This is a genomic window from Streptomyces milbemycinicus (assembly GCF_002154605.1).
Taxonomy (GTDB): Bacteria; Actinomycetota; Actinomycetes; order Streptomycetales; family Streptomycetaceae; genus Streptomyces; species Streptomyces milbemycinicus.
In genome coordinates this window covers 1-19,925 of record NZ_MUNE01000589.1, presented here as the reverse complement: position 1 = coordinate 19,925, position 19,925 = coordinate 1, and the positions used below count along the sequence as shown (strand labels likewise).

The window sequence follows — 19,925 nt, the reverse complement described above, 5'->3', positions numbered from 1 at the left end:
CCGCGGCCGGCATCGCCGGCCAGGTGCGCGAGCTGACGGAGTCGGCGCGCACGGCGGCCGAGGCCGCTTCAGCCCTGGGGTGCGACGTGGGCGCGATCGCCAACAGCCTCGTGTTCATCTCCGACGATGAGCCCGTGCTGGTGATGACCAGCGGCCGACACCGGGTGGATACCACCGCACTCGCCGCCCGGTGGGGGCGTGGCAGACTCCGGCGCGCCACCGCCGAGCAGGTGCGTCAGGCCACCGGACAGGCGATCGGGGGCGTGGCGCCCGTCGGCCACCCCCGCGCCCTTCCGGCCGTGGTCGACGAAGCCCTGACCGACTACTCCCAGGTCTGGGCTGCCGGCGGAACTCCCCACACGATCTTCCCCACCACGGCCGGCGAACTCGTCCAGCTCACAGGGGGACTGCTGCTCCCGGTCGGCCCATGAGAAGGGGCGGTGGCTGTCAGAGGACACAAGGACAACGGGTTCTTGTAGGTTCGACACGTCCCGTTGGAGGACGGGGCCAGATCTGCGTATGAGGGAGTTCATATGGCCTCCATCCACCACACCACCATGACGCCCACCAAGCTGGAACTGCTCAGCGAGTGGCTGCCGAAGCAGAGCTGGTACGTGGGCAACGCAAAATCGCCGGAACTGGTGAAGGCCGGTGGGTTCCGTTTGGACGACCCAAAGGGCGCGGTCGGGATCGAGTTCATGGTCGTGGTGGACGGCACCGCGCAGCAGCCGGTGGCGTATCTGGTGCCGATGGGCTACCGCGGTGCGGCGCTGGAGGGCGCCCCGGGCGAGGCGCTGATCGGCACTTCTGAGCATGGGGTGCTCGGTACCCGGTGGATCTACGATGGCGTCCACGACCCGGTGGTGATGGCGCAGTTGCGCGCGCTCCTGCGCGGCGAGGCGGTGCCGCAGCACCAGAGCAAGAGCGACACCCCTGACCCGACCGTCACCGTGCACGGCACTGGCCCTGGCGAGGGGCTTGACGTTCACGTCAACCGCGTCCTGCGGCCGACGGAGGCCGAGGCCACGCAGAGGTCGTCCGGACACCTCGTCACCGAGTGGACCTGGCCGAACGGAACGGCTGCACGGGGCGTACTCGCGGCTGTGGCGCCACGGTAAGAGTTCGCGTGAGGCTCCGCTGACGGCCGGCCTGACGTGGATGGATCTGTTGGTCGGCCTTATTCGCTGTGCACGATCTGGATCAGATTGCCGCAGGTGTCGTCCAAAACCGCAGTGGAAGCGCAGGGCTCTGTCCTGATCGTCGACGAAGACGCTGGTGAGGTGGATCTTCATGGCGTGCTCTCCGGTGTATCGGGCCTGAGTCATCGGGTCACGATGCGCTCCAGGGGTTCGGTGTTCAAGTCGTGGAACTTGTAGCGGCCCTGGCGCCGCGAAACGACCAGGCCCGCAGATTCCAGTACGGCCAGATGTTGGCTGATCGCCTGGCGGGACAGCCCCAGACCGTGTCCTTCCGGCTCCAAGCCGGTGTAATCGGGCTGCCACCAGCGGATTCAAGGTTTATGACAGGCCTCGGTAAGGCCGGCCGTGCATGGTCGTTCCACCACCGAAGAGAAGCCAGGGTCGGCGGTGCATGTGGCCGGGGAGTTCCCGGACCACCTGTGCCTTCCGTACCGGCTTTGAACCGTAGGTGTGACCGGGGGATATGGGGTGGGACATGTTGGTGACCGAGTTCAGCACGGAGGTTGTGGCAGCGCCGGAGCGGTTCGAGCTGTTCAGCGAAGTGACCGCGCAATCGCACGTGCCCAACCGATTACGCAGCAACGATCGGGATGACTTCCGCGCCAATATGCGTGTTCTGCATCTGGGGGAGTTAGAAGTCTCCACGTTGTCCTTTTCGCATCTGGAGATCGTGCGAACGGCGAAACTGATCCGGCAGTACGATCCCGATGCGTACCAGATCAACTATATTCTCGGTGAGGAGGGAGCTCTCTCCACGGCCGGAGGTGACACCGCGCTGCAGGTCGGTGACCTGGTGGTGCTGGATACCAGTCGGCCCTATCACGGCGATGTTCACGCCGTTCTGGGCGGTTGGTCGCATGTGACCGTGCAGTTCCCTCGGAAACTGATGCCGCTGCCGGAAAAGACGGCGCAGTCTCTCCTCGGCGTCGCGATCAACGGGCGCCGCGGGATGGGCGGGGTGTTCGCCCGCTGGCTGACCGACCTCAACAGGCGCGCCGACGAGTTCACCCCAGCCGATATTCCCACCCTCGCCTCGGTCACCCTGGACCTCCTGGCGTCCGCACTCGCCCGCTGCGCGGATACCGAGGCGGCGCTGAGTCCGGAGACCCGCAGAAACGCCCTGCGGACCCAGATCAACACCTTCGTCGAACAGCGTCTCACCGACCCGGCCATGACTCCCCAGGCGATCGCGGACGCCCACCACATCTCTCTGCGCCACCTCCAGCAACTGTTCGCCGAGAGCGACACGTCACCAGCAGCCTGGATACGCCGTCGCCGTCTGGAACGCTGCCGCGTCGACCTGGCCAACCCGAGTCTGAAGAGCCGACCGATACAGGCCATCGCAGCCCGCTGGGGCTTCGCCGACCCGGCACACTTCAGCCGCCTGTTCCGGGCCAACTACGGGATGACCCCGCGGGACTACAGAAACCTGGCCGTGCCCTTTCGCCGTGGCCCTGAGGCGGGCGGGGTAGGCGGGACCGGTATGCGTCTGTCCCTCGGCAGCCGGGATTGACCGCCACCAGTGGACCGTCGGACGCGCCATGGCCCGGCTCGCCGGCCGGCGCCGCCGCCTCCACCGCCGCTACGAACGTGATCCGCCGGACGGAACCTGGCGGTGAGGCGCTCGAAAACCAGTCGACCAGTGCCGCTGTGCGCCACTACCGTGCTGCCGAACCAAGTCGTCTGGTCAAGGACGTGCCGTTGTACACCCTGTGAGACCTCCCGAGCGCTGATTTGTCGCGCGTCGCGCATGTGCGCCGCGCTGCTTTTTGCTGCGGACTTCTCACTGAAACCGGTGTACTTCTGTGCTCAACAACTGGGCAGTCGTGCCCACCTGCCTGCCCCTCGTTCGCCGCCGTTGCCACGCGTGCGCGTCCGAGCGCTTCCGGGCAAGCGGTAAATTTCGCGTCAACGCAAACCACAAGCTCATCGACGTCTGGCTCCTCGTGCTCTGTACCGCTTGCGGGGAAACTGCGAAGCTCACGGTCCTGGAGCGGATGAATGTGCGCTCCGTACGACCTGAGCTGCTGGACCGGCTGCATGACAACGACCCTGGCCTGACAGCTGAGCTGCTCCAGGATCCGGTCGTGCAGCGCCGTAATCGCATTGCCCTCGACTGGGACAACGCCTGGCGCCTCGACACCGGCGGATCGGATCACCTGGACCGCGAGGTGATCGACGTCTCGGTCCGCTTTGCGGTGCGGATTCCTGTCCGGCCGGTGCGACTGATCGCTGAAGGTTGCGGTCTTTCGCGGGCCGAGGTCGAGCGGCTGATCACGGAGGGGAAGCTCGTTTCGGCAGTCCGGCTGAGCGGCAAGCTCTGCGGTGACTTCACCTTCACGCTCAAGCGCTGAGCCCTCCTCGGGACCAGGGGCCTGTCCGGCAAGATCCGCCGGACAGGCCCTACTCGTGCACTTCTCCACCCACGACGGGCTCGCCGGTCGGTGTTCGTTATAGTGAACATATTGTTTAGCGCTATGGAGAGTGTGATGCAGGTCAGGACCTATCTCGATGACACCTATGCGGAGCAGGTCGATGCACGGGTGATCGCCGTGGGGCGCCGGGAGGGGCGGCCCTGGGCGGCCGTCGAGCACTGCCTGTTCCATCCGCAGGGCGGTGGTCAGCCCGCCGACCGGGGATGGCTGGAGGAGGTCGAGGTCGTACCTGTCCGGGATGAGCAGTCGGGGCTGATCGTGGCCGTGCCCGCTGCCGCGGAGGCCGGGTGGCCGGTGTTCGCCGAGGGGCAGCCGGTGCGGGCGCGGATCGATCTGGGGGCGCGGATGGCGCACGCGGCTCTGCATACGGCCGGGCATCTGGTCGAGGCGGCGGGCCGGGCCCAGGGGTGTGAGCTGGCCGGGAACAACCACTTCCCCGGCCAGGCACGCATCGAGTTCACCGCCCCGCAGCACGATCCTCGGGCGGCCGAGCCCGAGGGCCGGGAGGAGGTGCTCACCGAGCTTCGGAAGACCGTCGCGGCGGCCATCGCCGAGGACCTGCCGGTGACCGCGGCGGTGGACGAGCAGGGGCTGCGCATGGTGTCTCTGGGCGCCCTGCACTCCGCACCCTGCGGGGGAACCCATGTGCGCGGCCTCGGCGATCTCCACGATGTGGTTCTGCCGTCGCTGAAGGTCAAGCGGGGCCGTATCCGTGTGTCGTATTCCGCCGCTCATGGGGAGCGGTGATGGCCCCGCCGTCCGGGAGGTCGACGAGCAGCACCGCGGCGGCGGTGGGAGCGCAGATCCGTCGGCGTCGTGAACAGCGAGGGATGAGCGGCTCCGAGCTGGCGCGGCGTGCGGGCCTGAGCAAGGCGACGCTGTCGCAACTGGAGGCCGGTAAGGGGAACCCGACGATCGAGACGCTCGACGCGCTCGCGATCGCGCTCAGGATCCCGCTGACCGACCTGCTGACCCGCGACACCGACCCCGGCCCGGTGTTCGTCGCCGGCACCGACCTCGCCGAGGACGAGGTCGGCCGGGAACTGCTCCGCCGGATCAGCAGCGGCCACAGCCTGGAGATCTGGCGGCTGCGGATGCCTGTCCGCACCGAGCTGGCGGGTGTGCCGCATGCGACCGGCACCGTGGAGCACCTGCTGGTCGCCACGGGCCGGCTGACCGCCGGACCCATCGACAGCCCGCGCCTGCTGGGGCCGGGCGATCTGCTCGCCTTCGCCGGCGACGCCCCCCACATCTACCGCACCGACACCGAACCGGCGGACGTCACCGTCGTCATCGCCTCGCCCATCGTCAGCTGAGAGCCACCCCGAAAGTCAGGGCCCACACCATGAGCACGACCACCCCCTACGCTCGCGCCTTCACCAGCGACAACGTCGCCGGAGCCGCCCCGCAGATCATCGACGCCATGGCCCGGGCCGCCGCCGGACCGGCCGCACCCTACGGCGCGGACAGCTTCACCGCAGACGTACGGCGCCGCTTGTGCGAGATATTCGACCACGACGTCGACGTACTGCTCGTCTCCACCGGCTCCGCGGCCAACGCCCTGAGCCTGGCCGCCCTCACCCCGCCCTGGGGCAGTGTGCTGTGCCACCGCGACAGCCACATCAACAACGACGAATGCGGCGCGCCCGAGTTCTACACCGCGGGCGCCAAGCTCGTCCCGCTCCCCGGCGACGACGCCAAGATCGATCCCGAGGCGCTACGGGCGGCCGCCCGGCACAAGAGGGGGGACGTGCACAGCGTGGAGCCGTCCGTGGTGAGCATCACCCAGGCCACCGAGACCGGCGCCGTCTACACCCTCGACGAACTCCACACCCTTGGATCCATCGCCAAGGAAGCGGGCCTGCGCCTCCACATGGACGGCGCACGCTTCGCCGGGGCGGTCGCCGCCCACGGCTGCACCCCCGCCGAGATGACCTGGCAGGCCGGCGTCGACCTGCTTTCCTTCGGGGCCACCAAGAACGGCACCATGACCGCCGACGCCATCGTCGTCTTCGACCGCTCCCTCACCCCCGAACTCGCCTTCCGCACCAAGCGCGCCGGCCAACTCGCCTCCAAGATGCGCTTCCACGCCGCCCAGCTCGCCGCCTATCTGACCGACGACCTGTGGCTGCACAACGCGACCCACGCCAACGCCATGGCCGCCCGCCTCCAAGAAGGACTCAAGGCCCTGCCGGACATCGGCTTCCCCGGCGCGGTCGAGGCCAACGTCGTCTTCTGCCGCCTGCCCCAGCGCGTCATCGACGGACTCCTGGCCGAGGGCTACGCCTTCTACCACGACCGCTGGGAGCCGGGAGTCGTCCGCTTCGTCACCTCCTTCGCGACCACATGGGAGGACGTCGACGGCCTGGTGAACGCCGTCCGCCGACTTACCGCCTGACCATCGCGCTGCCCGAACCCCGCCGAGCACCGCCCCTCCCCGCGGTTCAGCGAGCTTGTGGTAGCGTCCGCGCCGCCGGTCAACTGACCGCCTACGTGGGCGTCGTCGTGGACCGTGACGTGCGCGATGTTGTTGCCCGCGCCGGTGTCTCGTGACTCCTCAGCTACATCTGTCGCGCAACGTGACGTTACGCTGCCGCGCGGCCGCTGAAACCTCGCCCCGGCCCAACAACCCGGTCACCACGGCCGTCGGATGCGCGTCCTGACGTCAGTGGAGTCCGTAGGCCCGGGCGAGTACGCCCACGGTGGCGACCATGGCCTGGCGCAGTTCGGCCGGCGCGACGACCTCGACGTCGACACCGAGCCGCAGCAGCTCGCCGCACGCGTGGTAGGTGCTCTCGGTCGGGATGACGGCCTCGACCCATCCGTCGTCGCCGACGGCGGTCGCGGTGGAGTCGACTGCCCGTACCACCTCCGGGGGGACGTTGTCGGGCAGGCGTCGGCGTCCCTGCGGGGACAGGCGGATGGTGGCGGTGCCGGTGTAGCGGCGTGCCTGGAAATCGTCGAGGTACGAGGTCCAGTACGCGCCCAGGTCGAATCCTTGCGGCCGGTCGAACCGCTCGTCGCTCAGCACCGCGTCGAGGACTTGGGTGACCCGGTAGGTCGCGATCCGGCTGTCCGTGGCGGCGGCCACGAGATACCAGGTTCCGGATTTGAGCACCAGGCCGTAGGGCCGTAGACGGCGATTCACCTCCTGTGGCGCGCGCCAACGGCGATAGCGCACATCCACCGCACGCCCGGTGAGCACCGCGTCGACGAACAAGGGCAGCTGCGGCGTCTGTTCAGGTTCCCGGTACCAGCCGGGAGCGTCCAGGTGGAACACCGCCGCGGTCCGCGCCGCCTCCTCGCGCAGTCCCGTCGGCAGCGCGGCCAGGAGCTTCAGCCGTGCCGCCGTCACCTCCGCCGCGAGGCCCAGGTCGGCGGCGGGCCCGGGCAGTCCGGCGAAGAACAGCGCCCGTGCCTCGCCCTCACTCATCCCGGTCAGGCGGGTGCGGTAGCCGTCGAGCAGCTGATAGCCGCCCCCGCGGCCCGGCTCCGCGTAGACCGGGACCCCGGCGGCCTGTAGCCGTGCCAGGTCACGGTAGGCGGTCCGTACGGATACCCCCAGCTCATCGGCGACCCCGCGCGCGGACATACGGCCACGGGATTGCAGCAACAACAGCAGCGACAGCAATCGACCTGCAGACATGGGCGCATTCTGCCCGGAAACCCTGACAGCACCTGGCACACGGCTCCTCTAGCGTCAATGCACATCCGGCTCCGACCGAAGGACCAGCCGGAAATCCACACCCGAAGAAGAGCACCGAACAGGAGTTCCGCCGTGTCACCCACCGACCCCGTCGGCCGCCCAGCTGTGATCGAGCTTCGCCAGTACACGCTGCGTCCCGGCCGTCGTGACGAGCTCATCGAGCTGTTCGACCGGGAGTTCGTCGAAACGCAGGAAGAGACCGGGATGGTCGTGCTCGGCCAGTTCCGGGACCTTGACGATCCGAACCGCTTCGTCTGGCTGCGCGGGTTCCCGGACATGGCGGTACGGCACCGTGCGCTGACGGCCTTCTACGGCGGACCCGTCTGGGCCGAGCACGGTCCCCAGGCCAACGACACCATGGTCGACTCCGACGATGTCCTGTTGCTGCGGCCCCTGTCGGACGGGAGCGGCTTCGCCGTCAGCCCGTCCGAGCGGCCTCAGGCCGGTGCTCCGGCACCGGACCGGTTCGTGTCCGCCACCGTGTGGTCCTTCCCTCCAGGACGGCCCGACGGCATCGCACTCATCCGGGACGGCCTTCTCCCCGTGCTCCACAAGACGGGGCCCGCGCCACTCGCCGTCCTGACCACCGAGACGGCACACAACACATTCGCCAGGCTGCCGGTCCGCACGGGGGAGAACGTCGCCGCGGTCTTCACCTCGTACCCCGACGAAAGTGCCTATCGCCGGCACCTCGCCGAAGTGCAGGACCACCCCCTCACCCGGGAGATTCTGCCGGGCATCGAGAGAGAACAGACAGCAGCCCCCCGGACACTGCGCCTGGCACCCACAGGCCGCTCGCTCATCTCCTGAATCCTCGGCTGAACCGGCCCCTACCAGCCTGCGGCGTCGGTGATGGCGCGGAAGAACCGTTGCGGCTCCTCTGCGATCCGGTTGCACACATACAGCCACCACTCGGTGCCGTAGACGACGTACTCCCGGGTGGGGTGACCCTTGTCCCGCATGGCGGCAACCCGATCGGGACCTAGTCCGAGCAGGGTCTCGAACTCCCACGGCGCGCCCTGGTCATGGGCACTACCGGCCAGCATCGACTCCAGCGCATCGAGCATGTTCCAGTCGTGGGTGGCGAAGGAGCACAGGTGGCCACCGTCGACCAGGGCTTGGGCACAGCTCAGATACGCCTCGTGCAGCTCGCGGCTGCCACGTGGATAGGCGATCGTCTCCGGTTCGAAGAATGATCCCTTGACCAATCGGATCCGCCCCGGGCGGCGCAGCAAGGCGGGCAGGTCGTCGACAGTCCTGTGCAGCCGCGCCTGAATGGTGATCCCCACGTGGTCGAACTGCTCACACAGTGCGCCGTGAACGTCGAGGACCGCATCGGTGCGGTCCGATCCCTCCATCGAGAGGACCATCTCCTGGCCCGCGGCGGCGGTCGCCTCGGCGATCCGCCGACCGTTGCGCAGCGCCAACCCGGCATCCACGGCAAGGCCGATGTGGGACAGGTCAAGCGAGACGGAGCAGTCGTGCCCGGCCGCGGCCAGACGTTCACTCACGTCCACGAAAACGTCTGTCGCGGCATTGGCGCGGTCGGCGTCTCGGCAGCTCTCACCCATGTAGTCCACGGTGGCGCGATGCCCGCGCTGGTTGATCGCGGCAACCTGGGCCAGCGCTTCGGCCGCCGTCTCGCCGGCCACGTACCGGCGGGCGATGCGGCGAGCCAGGGGGCCGAGCATCGGGTCGGACGGCACTTGCTCCTTGAGCTTCTCGTCGAGCGCCAACCGGCGGATGACGTCGGCGACTTGGGCGAAAGACACGTCATCGCCGGTTGTACTGGCTGCATCCTGCTGGACCATATGCCACCTCATTGCTGGGAACAGACGTGAGGCGACACTAACCGAACGTTCGGTCGGTGCGCAAGATCGGCAGTGTTGACCGGTCTGCTTGATCCCGAGCTCGGCAGATCCATGGAGATCCTCGGTGACACCTTCGTGACGGGATGGGCGTGGACGCCGGCTCCTTGAAGATGGGTGCCGAGGTTGCCGAGCACGCTCAGGCCGGTCAGTCGCCTCCCCGGCAGTTGCTGGGGAGGCGCCGCGGTTTCGAGGCCCGGGAACGGGTACCAGCCAGGGTCAGCGGGTGCGGCGTTCCGCGTTGGCCGTGACTGCAAGGGCGACGGCGGTCAGCAGGGACAGCAGCGCCCAGGCCGGGGTGAAGCTGCCGGTGAGGTCGACCAGCAGGCCGAGCGTGGGCGGCACCGTGACGATGGCGATCTGGTTGACGGACATCGACAGACCCAGGGCGAAGCCGGTCTTGCCCGGTGGGGCCGCTTCGGTGACGTAGGCGACCCATGGGCCGTACCAGCCGAAGCCGAAGAAGCCCAGCCAGACGAAGACGCCGGAAGCCACGACCGGTGTCCGCCCGGCCGGTGTCATCAGCACGGCCAGCCCGGCGATCACGGCGACCATGCAGACCAGCACGATGGCATAGCGCCCGGACCTGCTCCGGTCGCTCCAGGCTGCCAGGCAGATCCGGCCCGCAACGCCCGCACCCTGGGATACCACCAGGATCAGGGCCGCCTGCCCGGCGCCGACCGATGACACCTGGTGGAGGTGGAGCACCGTCAGGATGCCCACGCCGCACTGCACCGAGATCAGACTGGTCCCCGACAGCATGATCTTCACCGTGGACGGTTCACGGAGCATGCGCAGCCGGGCGCGGAGCTGTGCTGCGAGCGGGTCCGACGGCTTCTTGCCCTGCTGCGAGGCGGGCAGTGCGGGCGGCGGACGGTAGCAGCCCATGAAGAGCACGGCTCCGAGCAGCGCGACGAAGCCACCGGTCAGCAGTGTCGCCCGCCAGCCGAACTCCTCCGCGACGAGCGGGAGTACGGCCGAGGCGAGCGCCGCCCCCAGCGGCAGCCCGGCCTGCCGGATACCCATCGCGAAGCCCCGCTGTGACGCGTCGAACCAGGACGCCACCGACTTGCTCCCACCCGGCTGGACGGTGCTGTATCCCGCGCCGACCACCAGCAGTGCGCCCAGCAGGGCGGCGTATCCCGGCGCCAGGCTCCCCGCCCCCAGAGCCAGCGCGACCACACCGGCCCCGATCCCGACCACCCAGCGTTCGCTGTAGCGGTCCAGCAGTTCGCCGGCCACCAGCAGCCCGGCCAGCGGCACGAGTTGGGCCGCCGAGACCAGCAGACCCAGCTGCGCCAGGCTCAGGTCCAGGGCGCGCTGAAGGTGGACGCCGAGCGCTCCGATGCCGCCCACGAAGAAGCCGGACGCGGCCTGGGTGAAGGTGGCAATGCCCAGCACGATCCAGCGATAACGCCACGGGTCGCGGGTCTGGGATCCGGCGCGTCCGGCGGTTTGTTGTGTCATGCCGGCCACACTGCTGTAATGGTCTTATGAGGCTCAACCCTTACGGTGAGGACGCGGTGAACCTGGCCGCGGCCCTGGCCAACCGCCGGCCCGAGAGCGCGGATGAGCTGGCGGACCGCTGCCGCGCCGCCGGGCTCACACTGGAGCGCCCGGTGACAGCGGACGACCTCGACCGTGCCCGAGCCGCACTGAACGCCTGGGAGAGGGTCGTCGACGCCGCCGGGGAGCAGGAACGCGCCGATCTGCTGAACCGGATGCTGGCCGAGGCCGCCGCCTACCCCCGGCTGACCTCCCACTCCGGGACCGGCTGGCATCTGCACTACCGGGATGCGGAACAGCCGCTCGGCTCCGTACTGTTCACGCTGTTCGCGGTCGGAACCGCACTGCACCTCGCGGGCAGGGGTATGCACCGGCTGCGGCGCTGCGAGGTGGCCGAGTGCGACACGGCCTTCGCCGACACCTCGCGCACCGGACGGCAGCGGTACTGCTCGCAGCGCTGCGCCAACCGCGACGCCGTCCGCAGGCACCGGGCGCGAGCCGCGGTTACCTGACCAGTCTTTGGGCGTCGGCGACGCCGGTCCTGCTCGGGCGGATGAACGCCGAGGGACAATCCAGGAAGCAGACTGGTTATAACTCCTCTCTCAATCGCGCCCAGGTATAAGTGTCCAGGCTGTCATGGGGGCCGATGCGGGAGAGTTCGACGCCGTCGCGTCCCAGGGCCACGATGACGGGACGGGCTCCGTGGTCGGTTTGGGGAGACGTCCAGGCAGCGATGAGCCTGCACTGCTCGGGATTCTCGATCCGGCGGGCACCGATGAGCACGTGACCCACGTCCCGCCCGAGGCGCACCTTGACGCAACTGATCCATGGGGCCGCGGTGATGGAGCGCGGGGGGTCAATGCTGCGGGTGAGGCTGAGTACGCCCCCGCCGTTGCGAACGTCGAGCACATCGACGTCGACAGGGTCGTCTCCGGGGCTGCTGCCGCCTCCCACGTACCGCCACTGTTCGCCGTACCACTCCAGGAGCGCTATGTGCTCACGCACCCGACGTGACTTCGGACGCCACACGGTCCAGATCGCCCCGACACCGGCAGCGGCGTCGACATCGGCCGACATCACGGTCAGCACGCGCCGCGGCATCCACCATGGTTGCGGCTCATCTCCCGCCATCGCCCGCCGAATCACGCCCCGCAGAAAAATGTCCGGCCCGGGTCCCGTCCACACAGCCTCTCCCCATGCCCGCATGCGCCTGCGATACCCGGCGCGCGAGGTCATCAAGCCCCAGCCGTTGAAGCGACCCGGAGATCATTACGGCGATCTTTGACATGCTTTCTTGATCTTGCTTCAGGTGGGCTTGGAGGCGAGGAACGTCGCGCTATCTGATGGTGCGCGGAAGCGGGCGGTGGAGGCGGTGATGTGGTGGCCGTGCGCTTCCAGGAGCGGGCGGACTTCCTGTTTCGCGCGGCTGATGGCCATGGTGATGTGTTCGCACGGGCCTGGTCCGGCGTGCTGTTTGTCGGGTGCGGTAGCCGTTGGAGCCGCCCGCGTCGGCGGTGATCAGCAGCCGGTCGGCCGTCGGGGCACCACCCTGCCCAGCTCGCGGTCGGGGAAGTCGTGCGTGTCGACCCGTACCGGCTCGCCTCTCGGCTCCCATTCACGGCCGGCAGCCAAAGCGGCCCGTTACCCTTCCAAGCCGCCCATACCAGACCCACGAACCGTCGAACGGAAAGCCACGGGTTAGAGACCTGCACGCCCTTACTGCCCCAAGCGGCTCAGCGCCTGCATGGCCTCGCGCTCTATGCGTGAAAGATCGCGGAGGACGGTGCCTGCCTGGACGAGGCACTGCGCATCGGCTGATTGGCCGGCTCTTGTGATCAGTGCTGCGGCTTCCGTCCAGAGGGCGGCTGCCTCGGTGTACAGCCCGTGGCCGGTGCGCAGATGGCTGCTGTCGAGGTGTTGGGTGCATTCGGCGAGGAAGTCGCGGTAGAGGTTACGGAACAGGGCGCCGCCGGTGCCCGCCTTCTCCATCAGGAGGGCGGCCTGTGGCAGGTCTCGCTGTGGGTTGTCGGTTCGCTGGAGCCATGTGCGTACCAGCTTGCCGGTCTTTTCGATGCCCCGGTGGCCGAGGTTGGCGATGGGCGGGTTGAGGAAGGCGTCGGCGCAGGCGGTGATGGCGGGAATGATCTGGCTCTGGGGGGAGGGCAGGTCGCTCGGGACGGTGAGGGTGAAGGACCGGTGCTTGGCGGTCATCGGACCGCGTGCGGCTCTCGCCTGGGCGAGGCTGGTCAGGCTGGTGGATACCGTTCCGCCTTGCTGGTCGGTGTCCACCAGGTAGGCGTCGCGGTCGTCGTAGCCGTACATGGCGACGACATGACCGCCGAAATGCACCTTCGTCCCGAAGTAGTCCAGGTGGTAGCTGTCGAGCTGCAGTCCGACGGGGTGGCCGGCGTCGATGGGGGCCACCACGTTTTCCCATGCCTTGCGGGGGGAGGTGGTCTCCTGGACCAGGAGCTCCAGTCCGAGCCCGGTGGCCAGGTTCGTGGTGAGGTCGAAGGGCTTGACCCGTCCCCCGAGGAAGGGGAAGCCCATGTTCTTGCTGTCCCAGTAGATGAAGGACAGACCCGAACCGAGGCCGAAGAGCATGGGCTCGGACAGATCGAGTCCCTGGTGCCGCAACAGCACCCCGAGAGCCGTTGTCTCGCAGTGCTGCGTACGACGGGCATCAATGTCTATCACCGTGGTCATGCCGTGCTTTCCAGGATGGGGATGATCAGCCGGGTCATGAGTTCTTCTTACGGGGCCTCTGCTAGCTCGATGAGACAGGCCTCATGTACGGCGCGTTCGTCTTGTACGCCACCATGGTGGACTCTCCCACGGTGGGAGAGTCCAACGACCACCCCCCCTGAGGTCTGGGCGTTGTTTTCAGGGTGTGCCGAACCAGCCGGAGAGCGCTTGTCGCAGCGCGGGCGCGGCGGTGTCGGCGGGTTCGTCGATGGTTGCGGCCCAGGCGATGTGGGCGTCCGGGGGGCGTGCGGTGTGCATGAGTTTCGCGACGCTGATGGTGCCCTGGTCGGTGTGCAGGGTGAGGTCGGGTGCGAAGGTGCCGGTCAGCACGTGGTGGTTGGAGCCGGGCGTCGGGTAGCGGATGTCAGCGCCGGCGACAAGGGCTCCCATACGGCGCAACGGCTGCTCGTCGGCGAGCAGTTCCTGGAAGACCTGGCGAAGCGCTTCGGCGGCCGGGTCGTGTCCGCGCCGCAGTGCCACCTGAGCTCGGGTGTGCAGCATGGCGCGGTCGCCGGCGAGGTGGCGTTCGTTGTGGTAGGTGTCCAGCAGGTCGGCCGGTGCCCAGCCGTGGATGTCGGCGGCGAGTTTCCAGGCCAGGTCGACCGCGTCGAGCATGCCGGCGTTGAGTGCCACACCGGTGGCGGGGAACAGATGCGCGGCGTCTCCGGCCAGCAGGATCCGCCCGGCTTCGGTGGTCTCGTCCTCGGCGGTGTAGAGGGAGACAACCTTGGAGGCGGGCGACGAGCCGATCCCGAGGAGGCCGCGGTCGGTGCGGGTGAAACCCGCGTGGATCGTGCCGAAGCCGGGGACGTCGAGATCGCCGTTGTCGAGCACGGTCACCGCATCGGGCAAGGTGACCTGGGCCAGTCGGTTGACCTCCGGACAGGTGGTGCCGGGGAACGGGATACCGGCCCAGTCGCGGACCCGGCTGCGTGCGCCGTCGCACGCCACGAGGTACTGGGAGGTCATCCGATACGGCCCGTCCGGGCCACGTACGTCCACGACCACCGCGGCATCGTCCTGGCTCACCCCGACCACCTCGTGTCCGCGGCGGATATCGACATCGAGTTCGTCGGCGCGCAGGCTGCTTCGAATCGTTCCAGCAGCCCTCGGCAGCACAGCAGCTGAAGGATCGGCCCGCCGAGGCCACCGGCCTTCGGGGTGTCCCGGCGCTGCGGCTGCCGTTCGAGCACCAGCGGTCGTACACCGGCCAACCGCAGTTCAGCAGCCAGCATGAGACCGGTCGGGCCGGCGCCCGCAATGATCACATCGGTGTCCATCACTGTCTCAGGTGTTTTCGAGGTTGTCGGCCACGGTGGAGGCCGGCGTGTTGAGGATGGCGTCGAACGCCTCGAGGATGGGGGTGTGCAGGTAGGCGCTCTGTATCCGGATGCGGTCGGGGCCCTGGGCAAGGCCGGCGCTGTCGCGGGCCTCCGGGCGGGCCTGGTGGAAGTCGGCGATGCTGAGCCCGAGTTCGGCATCGGCGAAGGCGGCCTCGATGCTTCCCGGCTCGGGCGGCTCCAGGGCGGTGGTGTCGATGGCGAAACCGAAGCGTGCGTTCTCGTCGCGGCGCATGTCCGCGGTGTCTCCGGTGATGCTCGTCAGGCCGAGGGCGACGTACTCATCGCCGAGCGCTCGGTGCAGATGCTGTCCCATCGGGAGCCCCGTGAGGTGGCCGTTGAAGGACACCGATGTCTTCTGGATATGGGCGTTGTGAGCCGCCAGCACGACGCGGGTGCCGGGTTCGAAGCGCTCCAGGTGCCAGAGTACGGACTCGGCCATGTAGACGTCCCGGGCCGAGGTGTCGGCGGTCAGCCCCTTGCCGGCGAAGAGGTCGGCCATGGCGCGGAAGGTGTAGTCGCCGCGGCAGGCGCCTTCGAGGCGTCGCAAGGCGATGTCGTGGCTCTGCTGGTCGCCGCGGGAGACGTACAGCGGTTCGACGGAGCGGAACCGCATGAGCAGGCGCATCAGGGTCGCGCTGAGGGTGTCCTGTTCGGCGGTGGCCAGGCGGGCCCACGCGGGCGCGGCGTCGGCCGCGGAGCCACCGGCGAATGATTCGGCGATCCGCATTGCCGTCTGGACCATCGGCAGGGTTTCGGGATCGATGTGGCGCAGGTAGTCGGCGACCGGGGTCAGGGCGGGAAGCAGGGACCCACCGGCCGCCGGGAGGTCGATACCGGCGAAACGCACCGGTGGTGAGGTTGTGCGGTTGTGCCGGCGCATCCAGCGCAGTGGCTCCTCGACTCCGATGGGGATCGTTGCGGCGAGGTGGGCCGACAGGTCGTCGTCCGTCCCCTCGCCCTGGGCCCATGCGTCGAGGGGGAACCCTTCGCTGAATCCGTATTCGAAGGCCAGGACGGTGAAACCGCAGCGTTCGACCAGGAACCGCAGGACGCGCTCGCGCAGGATTGCGAACTCGTTGATGAAGTGGGAGTTTTCGCCGATCGCGACGACGCGGGCGTCGCCGATGATGGTGCGCAGCGGCTCCAGGTCGTCGAGCGGCGCCTCGGGGTCGAGGTGGGTGAGGGGGACGGCATGGGTGCGAAGCCAGTCGGCGAACGGGTTGTGGTGGGGCGATGCGGGCAAGCTGACAGCTCGATTCTTGGCGCAGGAGTGTGGATGGATTGCCGATGCCGATGCCGATGCCGACGTCCGCCAGGGCCGGTCGTCCGACGGTTCAGCGGTCCGTCGACCTGTGGGGCGGTGTGTGCCCGGGCGCCGCGTTCTCCAGGTCGTCGATGCTGCCGGACATGATCGTGCGGATGTGTTCGGTGATGTGCTGCGGCGGCCAGTCCCACCAGGCCACGGCCAGGAGGCGGTTGATGTCCTCGTCGCTGTAGCGGCGGCGGATGAGACGGGCGGGGTTGCCGCCGACGATGCCGTAGTCGGGGACGTCGTCGGCGACGACGGAGCCGGACGCGATGATCGCTCCGTGGCCGATACGGACGCCGGGCATCACCATGACCCGGTATCCGAACCAGACGTCATGGCCCACCACGGTGTCACCCCGTCCGGGCAGACCGGCGATGAGGTCGAAGTGCTCGGCCCAGGAGCCTCCCATGATGGGGAATGGGAACGTCGAGGGGCCGTCCATGCGGTGGTTGGCGCCGTTCATGATGAACCGCACGCCCTCGCCCAGCGCGCAGAACTTCCCGATGACCAGCTTTTCCGGCCCGTAGTGGTACAGCACGTTGCGGGTCTCGAAGGCGGTCGGGTCATCGGGGTCGTCGTAGTAGGAGAACTCTCCGACCTCGATCAGCGGCGAGGTGATCAGCGGCTTCAGCAGCACCACCCGCGGCTGCTCTGGCATCGGATGTACGACGGTCGGGTCGGCGGGAACAGGTGGCATGACGAATTGTTTCCTTTCCGAAGGGGTCTGTGGGGCTGGGGGACCCTCAGACCCTGGCGGCGGGCGTCGGAGTCGGCTGCATGGCCAGGTGGGTGCCCCGCCAGCGCCGGCGCAGCCGGCGATCGTGGCTGACGATGACGAGGGCGCCGTCGTAGCCGGTCAGAGCGGTTTCCAGCTCCTCGACGAGGGAGGGCGACACATGGTTGGTGGGTTCGTCGAGCAACAGGACGTCTGACGGCTCGCTGAGCAGTCGCGCCAGGGCGAGACGCTGCAGCTGCCCGGTGGACAGCCGGCCGACCGGCACGGTGAGCTGTTCGCGGTCGAACAGGCCGAGGGACAGCAGCCGTTCGGCGTATCCGGCGGCCTCTCCCGCCCGTCCACGGGCGAAGGCGGCCAGCACGGTCTCGTCCGGTGTCCCGGGGTGCGGCTCTTGAGGGAGGTAGCCGATCCTGGCGCGGCGGGTGACGCTCCCGTTGTCGGGGGTGACTTCCCCGGCCAGGACGCGCAGCAGGGTGCTTTTGCCCGCTCCGTTCGGCCCCGTGATCAGCAGGCGCTCGCCCGCCTTGACCGTGAGGCTCGTGCGGTCGAGTCGGTCCGTGACGGCGATGTCGGCGGCGTCGAGTACGGCGCCCTGCAGGCGGCGGGTCCGCAGTACGGGGGTGAAGCGCAGCGGCTCCGGCGGGGGCGGGACCGGGTCGGTGAGGAGGCGGCGCAGCCGTTCCTCGGCGTTGCGCACCCGGGCGGCCAGCGACTGCTGCACCCGGCCGGCCGCCCGGTCGTAGGCCATCTTGTTGCCGTCCTTCATCGGTCGGCCGGGGGCCACCTGGCGGGCGGTGGTCGCGGCGGCCTCGCGGAGCCGGTCGATGTCGGCCCGCCACTGGTGGTGTGCCTGGGCCCAGCGCTGCCGGGCAGCGGCCTTCTCGGCGAGGTAGCCGCTGTAGCCGTTGCCGTACCGGACGACGCGGCGCCGGTCGGCGTCCACCTCCAGCAGGCTGGTGGCGACACGTTCGATGAAGACCCGGTCGTGGGAGACCGCCACCGTGGTGCCCCGCCGGGTGCGCAGGTGTTCTTCCAGCCAGCTCAGGGCGGCGTCGTCGAGATGGTTGGTCGGCTCGTCCAGCAGCAGCACCTCCGGCGCGGCTGCCAGGACGGCGGCCAGCCGCAATCTGACCCGTTCTCCGCCGGACAGGCTGCCCACGGTACGGTCGCGAGCCACCAGCCCCAGGCCGAGACCGTGCAGAGCGCGCTCCACGCGGGCGTCGGCGTCGTAGCCGCCGCGTAGTTCGAAGACCGTCATCAGTTCGCCGTACTCGGCCATGCCCGACTCGTCGCCGTCGGCCATCGCGGCCTCCAGCCGGCGCATTCGCTGCTCGACGGTGCGTAGCTCGCTCAGGGCCCGGTCGATGATCTGCTGGACGGTGGTCTGTGGCTCCATCCGCTCGTTCTGGGCGAGATAGCCGACGCCGCCGGTGGCCTGGACGACGACTTCGCCCTGATCGGGCCGTTCACGCCCGGCGAGCAGGCGCAGCAAGGTGGTCTTGCCGGATCCGTTCTCACCGATGATCCCGGTGCGCTCGCCCGCGGTGAGCGAGCAGGTCACCGAGTCAAGAACGAGCCTGCCATTGAAGGACTTGCTGACCGCGAGCGCGGTGATCTGTGTAGGCATGCGGAGACTCCAAAGCATTCGAGAACGAGGCGGCTGTCGAGGGCCGCGCGGCCGGGCGAACGCTTTGGAAGAGCATTGATCACTCCACTAGTGCGACAACTGATGCATTAAGATGTTGCCACAACGCCGTCCCCTTGAGCAAACGGACTTCCAGTGGTCACTCCCACAGACTCAGAGCCAGAAGGCACCCGGCCGCCGCCCGCCCGACGCCGTCCCGGGGGCCGCACCGCCCGTATTCGTGCGCAGGTACTCGACGCGGTCCGCGCGGAGCTCGGCGAACACGGTTACGACGGGCTCACCATGGACGCCGTCGCCGCCCGCTCCGGCGTGCACCGCACCACGGTGTACCGGCGCTGGGGGGATGTCGGCGGCCTGCTCGCCGACGTTCTCGACGCGGCGAGCGACGACGACTGGCAGCCGCCGGACACCGGGTCACTGGAAGGCGATCTGGCGGCGCTGAACCAGGAGATCCAGACAGCCATGGCCGCACAGCCACCGATCATGGCGGCACTGATCGCCGCCTCGTTCCGCTCGGAGAAGGCCGCCGACGCCCAACAGCGGCTCTGGGAGGACCGGTACGCCCGCTGCGAGATCGTCGTCAGCCGTGCCGTCCGGCGTGGCGACATCCCACCGCGAACCGACGCTCGGCGACTGCTCATCGCCGCTACCGCGCCGCTCTACCACCAACTGGTGCTCCTCCGCACACCACACGACCCGCAACTGCCCGGCCACGCGGCCAGAACCGCCGTCCTCGCCGCGGCCGCGGGCGCCTTCGCCGAGCCGGAGCCTCCGTCAGCGGACGACACCTGAGGCTCGCACTCTGTGGTGGTCCGGGACGAGTGCCCCGTTGTGTCACCGGCCTGCCCACGGCCGCCAGGCAGACCACGGCCCGCCAACTCGCCCGCACGCACAGACGGTGGGCATCGCGGCGGCCGCACCCGGATGGGACGGCAGCGACCGTGCCCCCGTACGCGCCCGGCTCCACGGGGAGCGGCGGCCGCGCCCGCTCGCGGGCCTGCGCGTCGTCGACCTGTCCGTGCTGTGGGCCGGGCCGCTGTGCGCGCATCTGCTGGGGCTGGCCGGGGCGCGTGTGACGAAGGCGGAGAGTATGGGACGGCCTGACGGGGCGCGGTTCGGACAGCCGGAGTTCTACCGTCGGTTGCACGGCGGGCACGAGCACCTGGTGCTGGAATTCGACTCCGGCGCGCCGGCCGACGTCGTCTCCGAGGCCGACAGCGTCATCGAGGCCTCGCGGCCGACGGCTCTCAGTCGGCTCGGGGTGCACGCCGAGGAGTTCCTGGCCGCGCGTCCCGGCCGGGTCTGGGCGGGGATCACCGGATACGGCCGCGATGACGGCCGGATCGCCTTCGGCGACGACGCGGCGGTCGCGGGCGCCCTGACCGGCCTCGACGCGCGGGGCGCCCCCGTATCGTCGGCGACGCGCTCGCCGA

20 protein-coding genes and 3 pseudogenes are annotated in these 19,925 nt (G+C 69.1%); 11 read left to right on the top strand and 12 right to left on the bottom strand.

Annotation, left to right across the window (positions count from 1 at the left end; translation table 11 throughout):
- Positions 1–431: YbaK/EbsC family protein (locus CCN51_RS39490; RefSeq protein WP_107426186.1), on the top strand; the 431-nt coding region annotated here is incomplete at its 5' end.
- A gap of 102 nt (positions 432–533) precedes the next feature.
- Entirely contained in the window at positions 534–1,118 is a 585-nt protein-coding gene (locus tag CCN51_RS39485) for a maltokinase N-terminal cap-like domain-containing protein (RefSeq protein ID WP_014172797.1), read from the top strand.
- Between the two features lie 203 nt (positions 1,119–1,321).
- Here CCN51_RS39485 and CCN51_RS39480 read toward each other — a convergent pair.
- Positions 1,322–1,465: pseudogene (locus tag CCN51_RS39480) on the bottom strand (ArsR/SmtB family transcription factor); the annotation flags it as partial.
- A gap of 209 nt (positions 1,466–1,674) precedes the next feature.
- On the opposite strand from CCN51_RS39480, the gene CCN51_RS39475 reads away from it, so the two are divergent.
- From CCN51_RS39475 to CCN51_RS39455, 5 genes are all read left to right on the top strand, one after another.
- Positions 1,675–2,712, top strand: coding sequence for an AraC family transcriptional regulator (locus CCN51_RS39475; protein ID WP_106436282.1), 1,038 nt, complete (start codon positions 1,675–1,677; stop codon positions 2,710–2,712).
- A gap of 292 nt (positions 2,713–3,004) precedes the next feature.
- On the top strand, positions 3,005–3,553 hold the full coding sequence (locus tag CCN51_RS39470) for a DUF1062 domain-containing protein (protein ID WP_043485927.1): 549 nt from the start codon (positions 3,005–3,007) through the stop codon (positions 3,551–3,553).
- 135 nt (positions 3,554–3,688) lie between these two features.
- Positions 3,689–4,381 (top strand): alanyl-tRNA editing protein, encoded by a 693-nt coding sequence (locus CCN51_RS39465; RefSeq protein WP_014172793.1) that lies wholly within the window; start codon positions 3,689–3,691, stop codon positions 4,379–4,381.
- Positions 4,381–4,950: a helix-turn-helix domain-containing protein gene (locus CCN51_RS39460; RefSeq protein ID WP_043485924.1), complete on the top strand. Its 570-nt coding sequence runs from the start codon at positions 4,381–4,383 to the stop codon at positions 4,948–4,950. Before CCN51_RS39465 ends, CCN51_RS39460 begins: the two co-directional genes overlap by 1 nt.
- A gap of 29 nt (positions 4,951–4,979) precedes the next feature.
- Entirely contained in the window at positions 4,980–6,032 is a 1,053-nt protein-coding gene (locus CCN51_RS39455) for a threonine aldolase family protein (protein WP_014172791.1), read from the top strand.
- Positions 6,033–6,299: 267 nt separating this feature from the next.
- Here CCN51_RS39455 and CCN51_RS39450 read toward each other — a convergent pair whose 3' ends face one another.
- Positions 6,300–7,280 (bottom strand): helix-turn-helix transcriptional regulator, encoded by a 981-nt coding sequence (locus CCN51_RS39450; RefSeq protein ID WP_043485922.1) that lies wholly within the window; start codon positions 7,278–7,280, stop codon positions 6,300–6,302.
- A gap of 132 nt (positions 7,281–7,412) precedes the next feature.
- Here CCN51_RS39450 and CCN51_RS39445 point away from each other — a divergent pair, with 132 nt between their 5' ends.
- A complete protein-coding gene (locus CCN51_RS39445) occupies positions 7,413–8,150 on the top strand; it encodes an NIPSNAP family protein (protein ID WP_014172789.1) in 738 nt (245 codons plus the stop codon).
- Positions 8,151–8,170: 20 nt separating this feature from the next.
- Here the strand turns inward: CCN51_RS39445 and CCN51_RS39440 are convergent, their stop codons facing one another.
- Both CCN51_RS39440 and CCN51_RS39435 read right to left on the bottom strand, forming a co-directional pair.
- The gene (locus CCN51_RS39440; RefSeq protein WP_014172788.1) at positions 8,171–9,151 is read right to left on the bottom strand and encodes a proline dehydrogenase family protein; all 981 of its coding nucleotides are present in this window, start codon (positions 9,149–9,151) and stop codon (positions 8,171–8,173) included.
- A gap of 276 nt (positions 9,152–9,427) precedes the next feature.
- Positions 9,428–10,675 carry an MFS transporter gene (locus tag CCN51_RS39435; protein ID WP_043485920.1) on the bottom strand — a complete coding sequence of 416 codons (1,248 nt, stop codon included), beginning with the start codon at positions 10,673–10,675 and terminating at the stop codon, positions 9,428–9,430.
- A 26-nt stretch (positions 10,676–10,701) separates the two neighbouring features.
- Between CCN51_RS39435 and CCN51_RS39430 the strand changes: the two genes are divergently transcribed.
- Complete coding sequence (locus CCN51_RS39430) at positions 10,702–11,226, top strand: CGNR zinc finger domain-containing protein (protein ID WP_014172786.1); 525 nt, start codon at positions 10,702–10,704, stop codon at positions 11,224–11,226.
- A 76-nt stretch (positions 11,227–11,302) separates the two neighbouring features.
- Here the strand turns inward: CCN51_RS39430 and CCN51_RS39425 are convergent, their stop codons facing one another.
- The 8 genes and pseudogenes from CCN51_RS39425 to abc-f all read right to left on the bottom strand — a co-directional run bounded on the left by CCN51_RS39425 (position 11,303) and on the right by abc-f (position 18,474).
- On the bottom strand, positions 11,303–11,803 hold the full coding sequence (locus CCN51_RS39425) for a hypothetical protein (RefSeq protein ID WP_238545242.1): 501 nt from the start codon (positions 11,801–11,803) through the stop codon (positions 11,303–11,305).
- A 216-nt stretch (positions 11,804–12,019) separates the two neighbouring features.
- Positions 12,020–12,151: pseudogene (locus CCN51_RS59415) on the bottom strand (hypothetical protein); the annotation flags it as partial.
- Between the two features lie 279 nt (positions 12,152–12,430).
- Positions 12,431–13,420 (bottom strand): BtrH N-terminal domain-containing protein, encoded by a 990-nt coding sequence (locus CCN51_RS39420; protein ID WP_043485918.1) that lies wholly within the window; start codon positions 13,418–13,420, stop codon positions 12,431–12,433.
- 177 nt (positions 13,421–13,597) lie between these two features.
- The gene (locus CCN51_RS58345) at positions 13,598–14,428 is read right to left on the bottom strand and encodes an FAD-dependent monooxygenase (RefSeq protein ID WP_238545565.1); all 831 of its coding nucleotides are present in this window, start codon (positions 14,426–14,428) and stop codon (positions 13,598–13,600) included.
- A pseudogene (locus CCN51_RS56685) lies at positions 14,405–14,694 on the bottom strand (FAD-dependent monooxygenase); the annotation flags it as partial. The gene CCN51_RS58345 and the pseudogene CCN51_RS56685, both read right to left, overlap by 24 nt.
- Before the next feature lie 52 nt (positions 14,695–14,746).
- Positions 14,747–16,045 (bottom strand): erythromycin esterase family protein, encoded by a 1,299-nt coding sequence (locus CCN51_RS39410; protein ID WP_014172783.1) that lies wholly within the window; start codon positions 16,043–16,045, stop codon positions 14,747–14,749.
- Positions 16,046–16,136: 91 nt separating this feature from the next.
- Positions 16,137–16,808 carry a CatB-related O-acetyltransferase gene (locus CCN51_RS39405; protein ID WP_014172782.1) on the bottom strand — a complete coding sequence of 224 codons (672 nt, stop codon included), beginning with the start codon at positions 16,806–16,808 and terminating at the stop codon, positions 16,137–16,139.
- A gap of 46 nt (positions 16,809–16,854) precedes the next feature.
- Entirely contained in the window at positions 16,855–18,474 is a 1,620-nt protein-coding gene (abc-f, locus tag CCN51_RS39400) for a ribosomal protection-like ABC-F family protein (RefSeq protein WP_014172781.1), read from the bottom strand.
- Between the two features lie 153 nt (positions 18,475–18,627).
- Here abc-f and CCN51_RS39395 point away from each other — a divergent pair, with 153 nt between their 5' ends.
- Both CCN51_RS39395 and CCN51_RS39390 read left to right on the top strand, forming a co-directional pair.
- Positions 18,628–19,284, top strand: coding sequence for a TetR/AcrR family transcriptional regulator (locus CCN51_RS39395; protein WP_043485916.1), 657 nt, complete (start codon positions 18,628–18,630; stop codon positions 19,282–19,284).
- Between the two features lie 106 nt (positions 19,285–19,390).
- A partial coding sequence (locus CCN51_RS39390; RefSeq protein ID WP_211303288.1) for a CoA transferase occupies positions 19,391–19,925 on the top strand: 535 nt, incomplete at its 3' end.